Source organism: Pseudoduganella sp. RAF19 (genome assembly GCF_052114165.1).
Classification (GTDB): domain Bacteria; phylum Pseudomonadota; class Gammaproteobacteria; order Burkholderiales; family Burkholderiaceae_D; genus Rugamonas.
The window spans coordinates 215,145-231,456 of sequence record NZ_JBFREF010000003.1; the positions used below are offsets into that span (position 1 = coordinate 215,145).

A 16,312-nucleotide genomic window follows, 5' to 3' on the forward strand; every position below is an offset into this window, starting at 1 on the left:
CGCGGGCCGTTTTCTTTTTCAGGCCGCGGTCAGCTCGGGCAGGTAGCGCGCCGTGAACACTTCCAGCGGCAGGGGCGGATCGAACAGATAGCCCTGGTACAAATGGCAGCCCAGCTCGCGCAGGCGCAGCCACTGCGCCTGCGATTCCACGCCTTCCGCCACCAGCCCCAGCGACAGGCTGCGCCCCAGCGTGGTGATCGCTTCGACAATACTGGCCGCATGGTGCGTATTGAGCATGTCGCGCACGAAGCTCTGGTCGATCTTCAGCTGATCCAGCGGCAGCCGTTGCAGGTAGCTGAGCGAGGAGTAGCCGGTGCCGAAATCGTCCAGCGAGAAGCCGATGCCGCGCTGCTTGAGGGCGCTCATCTTGGTGATGATGTCTTCCACATCGGCCAGCAGCATGCTCTCGGTCAGCTCCAGTTTCAGGCGATGCGGCGCGGCGCCGGTGCGCGCCACGATGTCCAGCACGCGCTGCACGAAGTCCGGATGGCGCAGCTGGCGCGCGCTGACGTTGACCGCCATCGTCAGGCTGATGCTGCGCGGATCGCACTGCCAGGCCGCAAGCTGGCGGCAGGCCGTCTCCAGCACCCATTCGCCGATATCGATGATCAGACCCGTCTTCTCGGCCAGTTCGATGAAGGTGAGGGGGCTCACCAGGCCATGCTTGGGATGCTGCCAGCGGATCAGTGCTTCCACGCCGACCGGTGTGCCGTCGCCATTCAATACGGGCTGGTAGTACAGGCGGAACTGCTCGCGCGCCAGCGCTACCCGCAGCTCGCTTTCCAGCGATGCATTCTCGTCCAGCGCCGCCTTCATCGAAGGGTCGAAGAAGCGGAAGGTGGCGCGGCCGGCCGCCTTGGCTTCATACATCGCCATATCGGCCTGGCGCAGCAGGTCGCTGATGGTGTGGTGATGGCCCGCGCCAAACATCACCACGCCGATGCTGGGCGTGCTGCGCAGTTCATTGCCGTCCAGCGTGTAGGGCAGCTTCAGCGTGTTGAGGACTTTGTGGGCCACCATTTCGGCATGGCTGGCCGCTTCTGCCAACGCCGTGCCCAGGTCTTCCAGCAGGATCACGAATTCGTCGCCGCCCAGGCGCGCCACGGTGTCCGATTCGCGCGTGACCTGCTGCAAGCGGTAGGCCACCATCTCCAGCAGGCGGTCGCCCATATCGTGGCCCAGCGTATCGTTGAGGTCCTTGAAGTTGTCGAGGTCCACGAACAGCACGGCGCCATGCGCGCCATTGCGTTCGCTCTTGGCGATGGCGTGGCCGAGACGATCGAGCAGCAGGCGGCGGTTGGGCAGATTGGTCAGGCCGTCGTAGAAGGCGAGGTGGGCGATTTCCGCCTCCGCTTCCTTGCGCGCCGTGATATTGCTGCGGGTGCCCAGCACGCGCAGCGCGTTGCCGCTGGCGTCGCGCGCCACGGCCTTGCCGCGCGATTGCAGCCAGATCCAGTTGCCGTTGCGGTGGCGCAGGCGGAACTCCGCTTCAAAGGCGGGGATCTCGCCGCGCGCATGGCGCTCCATTTCCTGCGTCAGATGCTCCAGATCCTCCGGATGCACTTCGCTAAGCCAGTCATGGTGCTTGCGCTCCTGCTGCTCGGCCGTGTAGCCCAGCATGGCGGAGGCGCGGGCGCAGACGATTACCGTGTCGCGCGCGACGTCGAGGTCCCACAGCCCCAGATCACCGCCATCCAGGGCCAGCTCGACGCGCTCGGCGGCTTCGGCGCGTTCCTGGTCCGCGGCGCGCGTCAACTCATGGATGGCGCGGGTGCGCCGTTGCGCGGCCCACAGACCCAGGCCGCAAACCAGCCAGAAAGCCAGCCATACGCCGCCGCTGGTCAGCGCCAGACGAATCCAGCCTGCATCCACCCGGGCTGCCGTGCGGGTCAGGCTGATCACGAGCTGTTTGTTCATGAACACGTCCTGCAGCGCCATGGTGCGCTGGACCACCAGGCGCGGCACGCCCTCGGCATCCTTCAGGCGCATGACGGAAACGTCATTGCCGGTCTGGCGATGCTGGGACAGGTAATCGCGCCCGCTCTGGTCGCGGAAGTGGGCCGGATCGGGCGGCACGAAGAGCAGGTGGCGGCCGTCGCCATCGGTGATGGCCACGTTCATATCGTCCGCATACAGGGCGGAGCGCATCACGGCGTCGAAGTATTCGGGATTGAGGATCATCACCACCGCGCCGGAACCGCAGCGGTCGTCGCGCCCCAGCGACATGGCCATCTTGATGTTGAAACTGTTTGGTTCGTTTTCATAAGGCTGATAGGCGTACATCATATTGCCGCTGCAGATGCGGGCCAGATCGCGCAGGAAGTTCTGGTCGTCCAGATGGCGGTCGCCCAGATCATCGTCCGACAGCACGATATTGCCATTGGGACGAATCGCCAGCAGGGCGCGTACGCCGGGCATGGAGCGCTTCAGGCCCTGGAACAGGGTATGGCGGCACACCTCGTCGCAATTGGCTTCCACATCGAAGGCGGCGCGGGCGCTGAGCAGGCCGGAACGCACGCCTTCCAGCTGCCGGTGCAGGCTCTGGCTGATGACGATGGCTTGCGAGCGCATGCGCTCGGCCTCGGTGAATTCGGCCATGCGCCTTTCGCTCAGGATCAGGTAGCCAAGCAGCAGGAAGCTCGACAGCAAGCCTGCCGCAAACACGACCCATTCGGTTACCGGCCTGGCCGCCTGGCGTTCGCCCAGCACACGCCACAGGAGTTTAGTGAACACGCTCGCCTCCGCTGATAGGATAGCGTTACGATAGCGGCCGCCCCCGTGTGGCACCATCAGACGAGGGTATGCTCCCTTAAACTTAGGTATGAGACTGATTCGGCACAGAGATATGCAAAAGACAATCATGGCGCTGCTGGCGCTGGCATCCGGACTGGCTTGCGCGCAGGCGCAGGCCGGCAACTGGGTGGTGAGAGTGGACGGTGCCGGTCCGCTGAAAATCGGTATGAAATTCGATACCGTCAACCGCGTGCTGGGCGACCACATGGAACGTACGCCGCCGCCATTGCGCGCCAACGGCAATTGTTTCTACGTTCGCCCGGCGGATGATCCCAGCCTGATGCTGATGTTCGTGGACGATGTGTTGCGCCGCGTTCACGCGGTAGAGGAGGGCAGCGCCTCCGAACGCGGCGTGGCGGTGGGCGATTCCGTGGAAAAAGTGCGACAGATCTACGGCGAAGCCGTCAAGGATGAGCCCAATGCCTACGATGCCTCCGAGCACTATTTGACCGTGCACACGGGCGGCGGGCAGTATGCGCTGCGCTTCGAAACCAGCAAAGGACGCATTTCCGCCCTCTACGCCGGTGACTGGCGCCAGGTGCAGTGGACGGAAGGTTGCTCCTGAAATGTTAGCGTTATTCATTTTGCTCTAGACAACGGAGAAATGCTGCGCCGCAGCTACGGTTTAGAGCGTTGTAGCTATGTAACTCCAAAATGGTTGCGCATAACATTTGTTGTTAGATTTTGTTGACAATAACAATTCGAAGCTCCTAAACTGACATGGTCGCGCAACCACTACGACAAAAATTAAAGGAGACACAGATGTTGATGCAGAAGAAGCCGGGGCTGCACGCCCGTCGGCAAGTTGTGCTCGGCCTGTCCGTCATGGCCAGCCTGATCTCGCAAGCCTATGCACAGGAAGCCGCAGATAGCACGATGCAAACCGTGCAAGTGACCGGCTACCGTAATTCCCTGCTGTCCTCGGCGAAGGACAAGAAGGAAGCCATCGGCTTCCAGGACTCGATCAATGCCGAAGACCTCGGCAAGTTCCCCGACAAGAACATCGCTGAATCGCTGAGCCGCATTCCGGGCGTGGGCGTGTCGCGCGATGTGACCGGCGAAGGCATGAACATTCAGATTCGTGGCCTCGGCTCCAGCTTCACCAAGATCCTGCTGAACGGCTCCTCGATTGCCGTGGCATCGTCCGGCCCGATCGACGGCGCCAACACCAACCGTGAGGTCGACCTCGACCTGCTGCCAACCGACCTGTTCACCAAGCTGACCGTGTCGAAGAGCCCGACCGCCGACATGCTGGAGGGCGGCGCCGCTGGTGTAGTGAATATGCGCAGCGCCCGTCCGTTCGACAAGGAAGGCCGCAACATCGCCGTCAACATCACCGGCACCAAGCAGCAGATCGACAAGGACTACGGCCACCGCGGTTCCGTGCTGGCCAGCCAGACCTTCGGCGACACCTGGGGTGTGCTGGGCGGCATTTCCTGGTCGCGCCAGCAGTCCCGTACCACCGGTTTCGAAACCGTGGGCTGGACCAACGCCAACCTGTCGGCTGCACAGAATCCTTCCTCCACGCGTAACAACACCGGCGGCGGCAACTGGACCATTCCAGGCACCGTACCGGCAGGCGTGGGCAATGGCCTGGTGGCAGGCACCCCGATCGACCAGGCATTCCTGCTGTCGCACAATCCGGGCCTGAACATCACCCAGATCGACAACGCAATTCTGCCGCGTCTGGGCCGTACCATGGATTACTTCGGTACCCGCGACAAGATTTCCGCGATCTTCAGCGCCGAATACCGTCCGACCAAGGACCTGCACTTCTACCTCGACACCATGTACAGCAAGAAGGACGATGACATGCAGCGCATCGCCTACACCTGGGCTGTGCGTAACATGGGCGAAATCCCGCTCAACATGACTGTCGACAAGTCGGACTGCACCAACGGCTGTACCGTGACCGGCGGCACCTTCGCCAATGCCTACAACTTCATCGAGTTCGGCCCACGCCGCGACAAGACGGACCTGAAGGGTATCAACCCGGGCATGGAATGGAAGATCAACGATAAGCTGAAGCTGGACGCACAGGCCAACTACAACAAGTCGAACTTCACCCACGAAGCACCGACCGTGATGCCGTTCTCCTCGGTGAACACCATCACGTACACCAACGGCGGCGACATTCCGACCATCGCTTCCGCGCTGGATCTGAACAACCCGTCCAGCTACAACTGGTCCGGTGGCCGCGTCAACATCCAGAACGAGATCCGGAATACCACCACCAAAGGTGCACACGCCGATCTGACCTGGGGCGACAAGAAGTTCGCCATCAAGGGCGGTCTGGCATACGACGATATCGATCGCCGCATCCGCGCGCAGGACAACTCCGCTGCATGGCAGGCTGCCGTCTGCGGCAACAATCCTAGCGTGTTCCTGCAAGGTCCGAACGGTGCGCCAACCTGTAACGGCGACAGCACCCCAGGCGCCAGCGCTGCTGCCCTGTATCCGGGCTACGGCACCGGCTACACTGCCGGCCAGACTACGCCGCTGGTCTACCAGGGTTCTCTGATCCCGGCCAGCAAGTTCCAGAGCTATCTGGTGCCAGGCCCATACGGTGCTCTGGTAGTGGACTGGAACCGCTTCCGTGCCGATTCGAACTACGACCTGTACAACAGCACCGCGCCTGATTCCGGCGCATCGTCGACCGGCGCCAGCGCTGGCTTCATCCGTGAGAAGTCGAAAGGCATCTACCTGGAAACGAGCGGCGAATACTCGCTGGCTGGCATGCCACTGCGCTACAACGGCGGTATCCGCTACGTTCGTACCAGCCAGTCTGTTGGTTCGCGTAACTCGGTGAGCGATCCACGCAATGCTTCGCTGACCCTGAACGGCAGCAAGTACCCGAACGTTGACCAGTGGGTGTATGTGGACCAGTCCTACGGCAACACCCTGCCGTCCGGTACTCTGGCTCTGAGCATTCGTGACGACATCGTGGCCCGTGCAGCAGCATCGCGCACCATGACCCGTGCTAACCCGAACGATCTGCGTCCTGGTATTAACTTCTCCTCCGTGTCTGCCGACGTTGGTACTATCGGCAATCCGGAACTGAAGCCATACATCTCGGATAACATCGACCTGGGCATCGACTGGTACACCGGCCGCGAAGGCTATGTGAGCCTGACCCTGTTCCAGAAGAAGGTTGCCGGCTTCACCGTGCAGGAAAACATCACGATGCCTTTCAGCGCTCTGGCGCAGTACGGTATCAACTACAACACGCTGATCCCGAACCAGCAGGCGGCAATCAATGCACGCGGCGGTCCTGATGCAGCAACCGTGGTGATGACCCGTTCCCGCAACGCCAGCGGCGAGCTGACCATCCGCGGTCTGGAACTGGGTTGGGTACAGCCTCTGGACAAGATCCTGCCGGTCAAGGGCTTCGGTATCAACGAAACCGCGACGCTGATCAACCAGAGCGCATCGGGTGAAGGTTCGGCGGGCTTCGTGGCACTGGGCGTGCCGCGCAAGACCAACAACTTCGCCATCTACTACGAGAACCACGGCTACATGGCCCGCCTGTCGCACACCTACTCGCAAGGTAGCCAGGTGGCCTACGCTAACCAGAACGGCATCACCGCTGCCGCGCTGTTCGGCGACGCCTACAAGCAGCTGGACTTCTCGTCGAGCGTAGAACTGGACACCGTGTTCAACCGCGATGGCCTGCCAACGCTGACCTTCGACGTGGTGAACCTGGGTGACAACGTACGCCGTTCGTACTTCCAGTTCCCTAACGCGACGATGTCCGAGTACAAGCCAGGCCGTACCTACGCCCTCGGCCTGCGCATGAAGTTCTAAGGTATCTCTCCCGACTGCCAGGTGGGCCCCGGCAGTCCTTTCCCGTCCCGTCGCCGCGCAAGTGGCGACGGGATTTTTTCTTGAGGGTTTGAAATGAAAGCACTACGCAATTCCTTGCGCCTGTCCGCACTCGCCCTGTGCCTGGCCAGCGCTGCCGCGCCCGCGCTGGCCGACGCGCCCATGCCGCTTCTGCGCAAGCAGGGCACGACGTCCCAGCTGATCGTGGACGGCAAGCCTTTCCTCGTGCTGGGCGGCGAACTGCATAACTCCACCGCCTCCAGCCTCGCATACCTGGACAAGAAGTGGCCGCTGCTGAAATCGGCCGAAGTGAATACCATCATCGCGCCGGTCGAGTGGGACCAGATCGAGCCAAGCGAGGGGCACTTCGACTTTACCGTGCTGGATGGCATGCTGCAGCAGGCCCGCGCCAACAATACGCGCATCGTGCTGCTGTGGTTTGGCGCGTGGAAGAATTCCATGTCCAGCTACGCCCCGGCCTGGGTCAAGCACGACTACAACCGCTTCCCGCGTGCGCGCAACCGCGCGGGCGAGCCGCAGGATATTCTCACCCCGTTCAGCGACAAGATGCTGAGCGCCGACCAGGCGGCCTTCTCCGCGCTGATGCATCACCTGAAAGACGTCGATGGCCAGCGTACCGTCATCATGGTGCAGGTCGAAAATGAAATCGGCATGCTGCCGGATGTGCGCGACTTTGGGCCGCTGGCCAATGCGGCGCTGAAGCAGCAGGTGCCGGCGCAATTGATCTCCTACCTGAAGGCACATCGCGAGGGCTTGAATCCATACGTGAAAACGCTGTGGGATGCCAATGGCGCGCGCAGCAGCGGCACCTGGGCCGAGGTGTTCGGCACCTCGATCGAGGCCGAAGAAGTGTTCCAGGCCTGGCATTACGCCGTGTTCACCGATGCGCTTACCAAAGCGGGCAAGGCGGCATATGGCCTGCCGATGTATGTGAACGTGGCGCTGAACCGTCCGGGCAAAAAGCCGGGTGAATATCCGAGCGCGGGTCCGCTGCCGCATCTGTTCGACATCTGGAAGGCGGGTGCGCCGGTAGTGGACTTCATCGGCATCGATACTTACTTCCCGAACTATCTGGACTGGGCGCGCAAGTTCAAGCGTCCGGATAATCCGCTGTTCGTACCGGAAGGGAATTACTCGGGCCGTCCGGAGATCGGCGCCAACGCTTTCTTCTCGATCGGCGAGCTGGATGCGATCGGCTATTCGCCTTTCGCCATCGATGGTCCGAAGGACTACAGCAAGGACACCATGCCGGGCGCCTTCCGCGTGCTGCGCGAACTGACGCCGCAGATCCTGGCGGCGCAGGGCATGGGCAAAATGCGCGGCTTCAAAGCGCCTGCGACCTATGAAGGCAAGGTCGATATGCGCATGCAGACGGCCAGGCTGGGCAAGTACACGCTGGAGGTGAGCTTCAATCCGCCGTGGGAAAAGGAACCGAAGGAAGAAGAAGTCAGCACGCACGGCGGCCTGGTGATCCAGACCGGCGAGAACGACTTCATCGTGGCCGGCAAAGGCATTGTCGTCGTGTTCAAGGACGCTGAAGGCAAGGCTGCGGTGGGCATCGAGAAGCTGGTCGAAGGCATGTCCGGCGATGGACGCTGGCTGAACGGCGACGAAAGCCACCAGGGGCGCCATGTGCAGCTGCCGGCCGGCGAATTCGGCATTCAGCGCGTTACGCTGTACAAGTTCAAGTAAGACTGCGGAACTGCTTCCGGTAGGCCGAGGGCGAAAGCTGCATGGCCGACCGGAAGTGCTGGCGCAGCGACAGTGCGGTGCCAAAGCCCGCTTCCTGCGCGATCATCTCGATCGGCGCTTCGCTGGTTTCCAGCATGCGCTGGGCTTGCGCCAGGCGCTGGTTCAGCAGCCATTGTTTGAATGAGGTGCCGGTCGCTTGGCGGAAGTGGCGCGTGAAATTGCGGCGGCTCATTGCGGCGCGTTCGGCCAGCGCATCCAGGCTGTGTTCATGTTTCAGGTGATGGCTGACCCAGTCCAGCACTTGGGCGAAGCGGCCGTCGCTGCCGGTGACGGGCACGGGACGTTCGATGAACTGTGCCTGTCCGCCCTCGCGATGCGGCGCCACCAGCAGGCGGCGCGCACGGCTGGTCGCCGCTTCCGCGCCGCTCATCTGGCGCAGCAAATGCAGGCAGCAATCCAGTCCGGCTGCCACGCCGCCGGAAGTCAGCACATCTCCCTCATCCACATACAGGACTTCGCGGTTCACCACGACCGCGGGATGGCGGCGCGCCAGTTCGTCCGCGAATTCCCAATGCGTGGTGGCGGTCTTTCCATTCAGCAGCCCTGCTTCGGCCAGCGCGAAGGCGCCCAGGCACAGGCCGACCACGCGCGCGCCGCGCGCATGCGAGCGGCGCAGGGCGTCCAGCAGCACGGGCGGAGTGGGGCGGCAGTCGTCGTGCCAGGACGGCATGATGACCAGGTGGGCCTCGTCCAGCGCGTCCAGGCCGCGCGCGGTGGCGATGGAGAAGCCGGATGTGGTTTGCAGCGGCAGCGGATCGGCGGCGCACACTGTCACCTCATAGACCGGGCCAAACACCAGGCTGGGCACGGAAAGATGGAAGGGATTGATGCCGTCAAAGGCGATGACGGCTATTTTCAGGCCACGGCAGTTAGGGAAGGCGGGAGACATGGCCCGATTATATCGAATATCGTCCTGCGGGCCGCTGTTGGGCTGCCGCGCCCGGCGCGAGAATGCCTTCACTTTAACCACGAAGGAGAACACACATGCCTAAACGCGCCCTGATCGTCATCGACGTCCAAAACGAATACTTCACCGGCAAGATGAAGATCGAGTACCCGCCGGTCGCGCACTCGCTGCCGAATATTCTTGCCGCGATGCGCGCGGCCAAGGCGGCCGGCATTCCGGTCGTGATCGTGCGCCACGATGCGCCGGAGGCGTCGCCGATCTTTGCCAAAGGCTCGCAGACCTGGGAACTGCATCCTGAAATCGCGGCGCTGCCGGCCGATCTGCTGGTGCCGAAGACCAAGGCCAGCGCCTTCGAAGGCACGGAGCTGCGCGCCTGGCTGGCGGCACGCGGCATCGACACGATTACCGTGGTGGGCTATATGACGCACAACTGCTGCGCCGCTGCGATCTATCAGGCGGGCGAACTGAAGGCGGAATTCCTGGCGGATGCGGCAGGTTCGCCGTCGTATGAAAACGCTGCGGGCAAGGTCAGCGCGGAAGAAATCCACCGCACGTACTGCACCATCTTCCACTCGAATTTTGCTGCCGTGGCGAGCACGCATGAGTGGATTGCGGCAGTGGAGGAGGGCCGGGCGCTGGAGACGGACAACATCTTCCTGTCGGTGCAGCGCACCAAGTAAAAAACAAAAAACCCCGCGATTGCGGGGTTTTTTTCAGAAGCGAAGATCGGATTACTTGATCTTGGTTTCTTTGTAGGTCACGTGCTTACGGGCTTTAGGATCGAACTTCATGATCTCCATCTTGCCAGGCATCGTGCGCTTGTTCTTGGTGGTGGTGTAGAAGTGACCAGTACCTGCGGTCGATTCCAGCTTGATTTTGTCGCGGCCAGTTTTTGCCATGATAGCTCCCTATTAAACTTTCTCGCCACGGGCACGCATGTCGGCCAGAACGGCGTCGATGCCGACCTTGTCGATTACGCGCAGACCGGCGTTGGACAGACGCAGGGAGACCCAGCGGTTTTCAGATTCAACAAAAATACGACGATTCTGCAGGTTAGGCAGGAAACGACGTTTGGTTTTGTTGTTTGCGTGGGAAACGTTGTTGCCGACCATCGGCTTCTTCCCGGTAACTTGGCAAACACGTGCCATAGCGCACTCCTTGAGTAACTTCCGAAATTGGAAAAAACAAGAGTATATAGAAAAAACTCAGCTTTTTCAATCACTTGCGAAAAACAATTGTGTCATGTGCAAACGGTGAAATTTAACATTTCAAAAGTTCAGATTTGACCATGTTCGGCGAAGGAATGAACCTGGTGTCCGGCCACGACGAAATGGTCAAGAATCCGTATGTCTACAAGGGCTAGCGCCTGCACCAGAGAGCGCGTCAGCAGCAGGTCGGACTCGCTGGGTTCGGGATTTCCGGAAGGGTGGTTGTGAGCCAGCATGACCGCCGCCGCGTTGCGCGCCAGCGCTTCCCGCACCACTTCGCGCGGATAAACGCTGGCATGGGTGAGCGTGCCGCGAAACAATTCGCGTGCTTCGATCAGGCGGTTGCGCACGTCGAGGAACAGCACGTGGAAAGATTCATAAGGCCGTCCGGCCATGGCCAGCTGAAGGTATTCCTTCACAGCGCCGGGCGAAGTGAAGGCTTGGCCACTTTGCAATTCCTCGCCGATCGCGCGCCGCGCCAGTTCCAGCACGGCCTGCAGTTGCGCGTACTTGGCCGCGCCCAGGCCGGGGATGGCTGAAAACTCCGGCAGTGTGGCGCGAAACAGCCCATGCAGGGAGCCGAAGTGCCGCACCATCTCGCCTGCCAGTTCGATGGCATTTTTGCCGCGCGTGCCGACGCGCAGGAAAATCGCCAGCAATTCCGCATCCGACAACGCCCGCGCGCCATCCCGTATCAAGCGTTCGCGCGGACGCTGTTCTTCCGGCCAGTCGGCAATTCCCATAGTGCCCCCGCTGCGCCGGAAGGCCCGGCATAGAGAGGGATTATTGCCTTTCCTGCAGCGCGCGAGTTTGAGCTAGCTCAGCGTGCTTGCGGCGGACGATAAACCACCGTGGCGTCGACGGCGTACAGATAGCAGTGCTGCTTGTACTCCGCTTCGCAGGCCTTGATCACGCGCTCGGCCGGTTCGCGCGGCGCGGTTTTGTCTTTCGGCGTCAGGCTCCAGGTGAGCCAGGTGTGGCCGTCGTCGCTGATGGCGAAGGCGCGCGGCGTAGGCGCGTTCAGGTAGCGCCGGTAATTCGCTTCGGGACCGTCGCCAGTGACCACGGATTTGAACTTGGCGATGTCGTCGATCGCCGCGAACCCGGAAGCTTGCGGCACCGGCCGAGGGCTGGGGCTCGCGGACAGGGCAGGCGCCGGTGCGGGGGCTGGCGACTGCGAAGTCGACGGTGACGACGATGGTGATGTCGATGGTGATGTTGATGGCGATGGCGCCCGTGCCGTGGCTGGCCCCGCCGCAGCCTTCTTGCGCGCGTCGGCCTGCGCCTGCCACACCGCATGGCGCTCCGGCAAATTCTTGATCAGCTTGATCGGCACCGCAATATTGAGATTCTGCCCGCTGCGCATGGTCGCAGTCGTAATGCCAATCAGCTGTCCGTTTTCGTCGAACACCCCGCCGCCACTGGAGCCCGGCGAAATCGGCGCGCTGATCTGAATCCAGCTCAACGCCTGCTTGCTGTCGCGGCGCAGTGCCGAGATCAGGCCATCGCTCAGCGTAAGTTCCAGCCCCTGCGGATTACCGAGTGCATAAATGCGGCTGCCGACGGCCAGCTTGTCGCTATCGCCAATCTCCACGGCCGGCGCAGGCAGATTGCGCGCGGTGATCTGGCACAGGTCGTCTTCAATATCCACATACTGCAAGGATATGCCGTAAGCGCGATTGTCCTGGCGCACCGCCGCGCTGCGTCCGGTGACGAGCACGTGGCAGTTGGTCAGCAATGTCTCATGGCCGATCACCACCGCGCTGCCGATGCCCACCGGCTTGCCCTGCGCGTCAAAGGCCACCACCTGCCAGACGCTGGGCGCCAGCCTGGTATAAAGCTGATCGGCCGGCAGGGCGTAAGCCGAGCCCGCCAGCAGCAGGCCAGCCAGAGCGGAATACAGACGGGAGCGCGCCATGAATTTCCTTTCGATAAAGTTAGCAAGGAAATAATAAACGGATTCGCTATTACTGAGAAGTCGCCTTTAAAACGGGCAGGGGAGCGGCCAAAGCTTTACAATAGCGGTTTGTCTGCTATACGAATTGCCATGTCTAACGTAGTTACCTCTTCGGCCTATCTGACCCTGCATTACCGTCTCGCCACGCTGGACGGAACCGATATTGTTTCGACCTTCAACGGCAACCCGGCCACGCTGATGCTGGGCCAGGGCCAGTTGGCGCCGCAGCTGGAAGAGCTGCTGATCGGTCTGCCGGAGGGGACGCATAAAGTGTTCGAACTGGCTCCGGAACAGGGTTTCGGCCCACGCAATCCGGAACTGGTGCAAGCTGTAACTCGCGCTACACTAGATGAGAATTCGGTGCCCGGCGCAGAATACAAAGTAGGTGATCTGGTGGACTTCGCGGCGCCTGGTGGCGGCCGTTTTGCCGGCGTTCTGCGCGAATTGCGCGACGATGCGGCAATTTTCGACTTCAATCACCCGCTGGCTGGCCAGCCGGTGAAGTTTGAAGTGAACCTTATCTCTGTGCTGTAAGGAATCATGGAAAAAGAACTTCTTCTCGCTCAGCCCCGCGGCTTCTGTGCCGGCGTGGACCGCGCTATCGAAATCGTCGAGCGCGCGCTGCAGCAGTTTGGCGCGCCAATCTACGTGCGCCACGAGATCGTGCACAACGCCTATGTGGTCGCGGACCTGCGCGCAAAAGGCGCCATCTTCATCGAAGAACTGGAAGACGTCCCGTCCGGCAATACGCTGGTGTTCTCGGCGCACGGCGTGTCCAAGGCGGTGCGGGCGGAAGCTGAAGCACGCGGCCTGTCGATCTTCGACGCCACCTGTCCGCTGGTGACCAAGGTGCACGTGGAAGTGGCCAAGATGCGCAAGCAGGGCTGCGAGATCGTGATGATCGGTCACGACGGCCATCCGGAAGTGGAAGGCACCATGGGCCAGGCCGAGCAGGGCATGTACCTGGTCGAAACCGTGGAAGACGTGCAGAAGCTGGAGGTGAATAATCCTGACCAGCTGGCTTACGTGTCGCAGACCACCCTGTCGGTGGACGACACCGCCGACATCATCGATGCACTGAAACAGCGCTTCCCGAACATTATTGAACCAAAAAAGGGCGACATCTGCTACGCCACCACCAACCGTCAGGAAGCCGTGAAGTTCATGGCGCCGCAGGTGGAAGTGGTGATCGTGGTCGGCAGCCCGAACAGCTCGAACTCCAACCGCCTGCGCGAAGTGGCGGAGAAGAAGGGCACCCCGGCCTATATGGTCGACAACGCCTCCCAGATCAATCCAGCCTGGCTGGATGGCAAGCAGCGCGTTGGCGTAACGGCCGGCGCCTCGGCCCCGGAAGTGCTGGTGGAAGCGGTGATCGCGCGCCTGAAGGAACTGGGCGTGAAGAGCGTGCGTCCGCTGGACGGCGTGCACGAAGCGGTGACCTTCCCCCTGCCAAAAGGCCTGGACGGCAGCAAAACGGCTGTGATGTGAATTAAATTCAGCATTTCCCGCATTTTCAACGTTTAGTTTTTTCAATCCTTCGTTATTATTGCGAAGCTTGTAAAGTTGGATGCATAACGGCACACTTTTTGCGTGCTGGAACAGCGGCGTCAAACGACGGCACCTGCGAGGGTCACCTCGGGTGCCGTTTTTATTACTGAATAAGGCAATCACATCCAATGGATACCTTTATCCAACAAATTCTCAATGGCCTGGTGCTGGGCAGCATGTACGCGCTGATCGCCCTCGGCTACACCATGGTCTACGGTGTCCTGAACCTGATTAACTTCGCCCACGGCGACGTGCTGATGATCGGCGCGATGATCGGCCTCTCCATCCTTAAGCTGCTGGGCGTGTATGCGCCGGGCCTGCCGGGTTATGTGCAGCTGGCGATTGCCATCCTTGGCGCCATCCCGGCCTGCATGCTGGTCAATATCGTCATCGAACGCGTCGCATATCGCCGCCTGCGCAATGCACCACGCCTGGCGCCGCTGATTACGGCGATTGGCGTGTCGTATCTGTTGCAGACGTTTGCCATGATGATCTGGGGCCGCAACCCGTTGCCTTTCCCGCAGCTGCTGCCAAGCGAGCCAATCATGGTGGGCGGCGCGGTGATCAGCGTGACCCAGGTGCTACTGCTGGTACTGGCCGCTGCGTCCATGTTCGGGCTGGTGATGCTGGTTGAGCGCACCCGTATGGGCCGCGCGATGCGCGCCGTGGCCGAGAACCCGCGCGTGGCGGGCCTGATGGGCGTGGATTCTAACAAGATCATCGTCGCCACTTTCGCCATCGGCGCTGCGCTGGCCGCGGTGGCGGGCGTGATGTGGGGCGCGAACTATGCGTCGATCCAGTTTGCGATGGGCTTCGTGCCGGGCCTGAAGGCCTTCTCCGCTGCGGTGCTGGGCGGTATCGGCAATATCTACGGCGCCATGATCGGCGGCATCGTGCTGGGCATTATCGAATCGCTGGGCGCCGGCTATATCGGCGACCTGACCGGCGGCTTCCTCGGCTCGAACTACCAGGATATTTTCGCCTTCATCGTGCTGATCCTGGTGCTGACGGTGCGTCCGTCCGGCATCATGGGCGAGCGTGTCGCGGACCGTGCGTAAAAGGATAAGAACATGGCACTCCTGACTTTCGACACTCAAAAAAATCCGAAGCAAGCCTATGCCAGCATGGCGATCGTGCTGGCGCTGCTGGTGATCTTCCCGTTTGCCGCCGCGCCGTTCGGCAACTCGTGGGTCCGCATCGCCGACCTGGCGCTGCTGTACATCATGCTAGCCGTCGGCCTGAACATCGTGGTCGGTTTCGCCGGCCTGCTGGACCTGGGCTATATCGCTTTCTACGCGCTGGGCGCGTACATGACCGGCTTGCTGGCCTCGCCGCAGTTCGCGACCGTGCTGGAATCGCTGATCAATCTGAATCCGCAGATCGGCGATGCGCTGGCTTCGGTGCTGGGTGAAGACATCCGTACCAATGGCATCCATTTGTCCGTGTGGGCGATCGTGCCGCTGGCTGCCGCGCTGGCCGGCGTGGCCGGTGCGCTGCTCGGCGCGCCGACGCTGAAGCTGCGCGGCGACTACCTGGCCATCGTGACGCTGGGCTTCGGTGAGATCATCCGTATCTTCATGAACAACCTGAACGATCCGATCAACATCACCAACGGTCCGCAAGGTATCAATCTGATCGACCCGATCAAGGTGTTTGGTGTGAACCTGGCCGGTGAGGCGGGTTCGCGTGCGACCGTGATGGTGGGCGGCCTGTCCATGCCGTCCGTGAACGCCTACTACTTCCTGTTCCTGCTGCTGGCGATTGCCACGGTATTCATCACCACCCGCCTGCAGCACTCGCGCCTGGGCCGCGCCTGGGTGGCGATCCGCGAAGACGAAATCGCTGCAAAGGCCATGGGCATCAATACCCGCAACGTGAAGCTGCTGGCGTTCTCGATGGGCGCGACCTTCGGCGGCGTGGCCGGTTCGATGTTCGCAGCCTTCCAGGGCTTCGTATCGCCGGAATCGTTCTCGCTGACCGAATCGATCGCCGTGCTGGCGATGGTGGTGCTGGGCGGTATTGGCCACATCCCTGGCGTGGTGCTGGGCGGCGCGCTGCTGGCGGCCCTGCCGGAAATCCTGCGCCACGTGGTGGAGCCGATGCAGGAAAAGATCTTCGGCCACGTGATCATTGAAGCGGAAGTGCTGCGCCAGCTGCTGTACGGCCTGGCGATGGTGGTGATCATGCTGTATCGCCCGGCCGGTATCTGGCCGTCGCCGAAGCATGAAGACCGGCCGGATGCGTCGTCCGATGCGGACAGCAAAGGCCAGTCGTCCGGCGTGATGGCAGCATGAGGATTGTAGA

At 61.7% G+C, this 16,312-nt stretch carries 14 protein-coding genes; 8 read left to right on the forward strand and 6 right to left on the reverse strand.

The window, feature by feature from the left end:
- Window positions 1-18: 18 nt before the first annotated feature.
- Entirely contained in the window at window positions 19-2,733 is a 2,715-nt protein-coding gene (locus tag AB4Z19_RS08855; RefSeq protein WP_442035027.1) for an EAL domain-containing protein, read from the reverse strand.
- Window positions 2,734-2,845: 112 nt separating this feature from the next.
- On the opposite strand from AB4Z19_RS08855, the gene AB4Z19_RS08860 reads away from it, so the two are divergent.
- From AB4Z19_RS08860 to AB4Z19_RS08870, 3 genes are all read left to right on the forward strand, one after another.
- Window positions 2,846-3,358, forward strand: a complete 513-nt coding sequence (locus AB4Z19_RS08860) for a hypothetical protein (RefSeq protein WP_442022549.1) — start codon at window positions 2,846-2,848, stop codon at window positions 3,356-3,358.
- Window positions 3,359-3,555: 197 nt separating this feature from the next.
- Window positions 3,556-6,597 carry a TonB-dependent receptor gene (locus AB4Z19_RS08865; RefSeq protein ID WP_442035028.1) on the forward strand — a complete coding sequence of 1,014 codons (3,042 nt, stop codon included), beginning with the start codon at window positions 3,556-3,558 and terminating at the stop codon, window positions 6,595-6,597.
- A 93-nt stretch (window positions 6,598-6,690) separates the two neighbouring features.
- Window positions 6,691-8,328 carry a GH35 family beta-galactosidase gene (locus AB4Z19_RS08870; protein WP_442035029.1) on the forward strand — a complete coding sequence of 546 codons (1,638 nt, stop codon included), beginning with the start codon at window positions 6,691-6,693 and terminating at the stop codon, window positions 8,326-8,328.
- On the opposite strand, the gene AB4Z19_RS08875 is transcribed toward AB4Z19_RS08870, so the two are convergent.
- The gene (locus AB4Z19_RS08875; protein WP_442022555.1) at window positions 8,321-9,277 is read right to left on the reverse strand and encodes a GlxA family transcriptional regulator; all 957 of its coding nucleotides are present in this window, start codon (window positions 9,275-9,277) and stop codon (window positions 8,321-8,323) included. The genes AB4Z19_RS08870 and AB4Z19_RS08875 overlap by 8 nt on opposite strands.
- A 95-nt stretch (window positions 9,278-9,372) precedes the next feature.
- Between AB4Z19_RS08875 and AB4Z19_RS08880 the strand changes: the two genes are divergently transcribed.
- Window positions 9,373-9,975: a cysteine hydrolase family protein gene (locus AB4Z19_RS08880; protein ID WP_442022557.1), complete on the forward strand. Its 603-nt coding sequence runs from the start codon at window positions 9,373-9,375 to the stop codon at window positions 9,973-9,975.
- Window positions 9,976-10,026: 51 nt separating this feature from the next.
- On the opposite strand, the gene rpmG is transcribed toward AB4Z19_RS08880, so the two are convergent.
- The 4 genes from rpmG to AB4Z19_RS08900 form a co-directional block, all read right to left on the reverse strand.
- Window positions 10,027-10,194 (reverse strand): 50S ribosomal protein L33, encoded by a 168-nt coding sequence (gene rpmG / locus AB4Z19_RS08885; protein WP_050411857.1) that lies wholly within the window; start codon window positions 10,192-10,194, stop codon window positions 10,027-10,029.
- A 12-nt stretch (window positions 10,195-10,206) separates the two neighbouring features.
- The gene (gene rpmB / locus AB4Z19_RS08890; protein ID WP_008451488.1) at window positions 10,207-10,443 is read right to left on the reverse strand and encodes a 50S ribosomal protein L28; all 237 of its coding nucleotides are present in this window, start codon (window positions 10,441-10,443) and stop codon (window positions 10,207-10,209) included.
- A gap of 128 nt (window positions 10,444-10,571) precedes the next feature.
- A complete protein-coding gene (gene radC, locus AB4Z19_RS08895) occupies window positions 10,572-11,246 on the reverse strand; it encodes a RadC family protein (protein WP_442035032.1) in 675 nt (224 codons plus the stop codon).
- A gap of 77 nt (window positions 11,247-11,323) precedes the next feature.
- Window positions 11,324-12,421, reverse strand: a complete 1,098-nt coding sequence (locus AB4Z19_RS08900; protein WP_442022562.1) for a S1C family serine protease — start codon at window positions 12,419-12,421, stop codon at window positions 11,324-11,326.
- Window positions 12,422-12,550: 129 nt separating this feature from the next.
- On the opposite strand from AB4Z19_RS08900, the gene AB4Z19_RS08905 reads away from it, so the two are divergent.
- The 4 genes from AB4Z19_RS08905 to AB4Z19_RS08920 all read left to right on the forward strand — a co-directional run bounded on the left by AB4Z19_RS08905 (window position 12,551) and on the right by AB4Z19_RS08920 (window position 16,302).
- Window positions 12,551-12,994: an FKBP-type peptidyl-prolyl cis-trans isomerase gene (locus AB4Z19_RS08905; protein ID WP_442022564.1), complete on the forward strand. Its 444-nt coding sequence runs from the start codon at window positions 12,551-12,553 to the stop codon at window positions 12,992-12,994.
- A 6-nt stretch (window positions 12,995-13,000) separates the two neighbouring features.
- Complete coding sequence (gene ispH / locus AB4Z19_RS08910; RefSeq protein WP_442022566.1) at window positions 13,001-13,948, forward strand: 4-hydroxy-3-methylbut-2-enyl diphosphate reductase; 948 nt, start codon at window positions 13,001-13,003, stop codon at window positions 13,946-13,948.
- 188 nt (window positions 13,949-14,136) lie between these two features.
- Window positions 14,137-15,066, forward strand: a complete 930-nt coding sequence (locus AB4Z19_RS08915; protein WP_442022568.1) for a branched-chain amino acid ABC transporter permease — start codon at window positions 14,137-14,139, stop codon at window positions 15,064-15,066.
- A gap of 12 nt (window positions 15,067-15,078) precedes the next feature.
- Window positions 15,079-16,302, forward strand: coding sequence for an ABC transporter permease subunit (locus AB4Z19_RS08920; RefSeq protein ID WP_442022570.1), 1,224 nt, complete (start codon window positions 15,079-15,081; stop codon window positions 16,300-16,302).
- Window positions 16,303-16,312 lie beyond the last annotated feature (10 nt).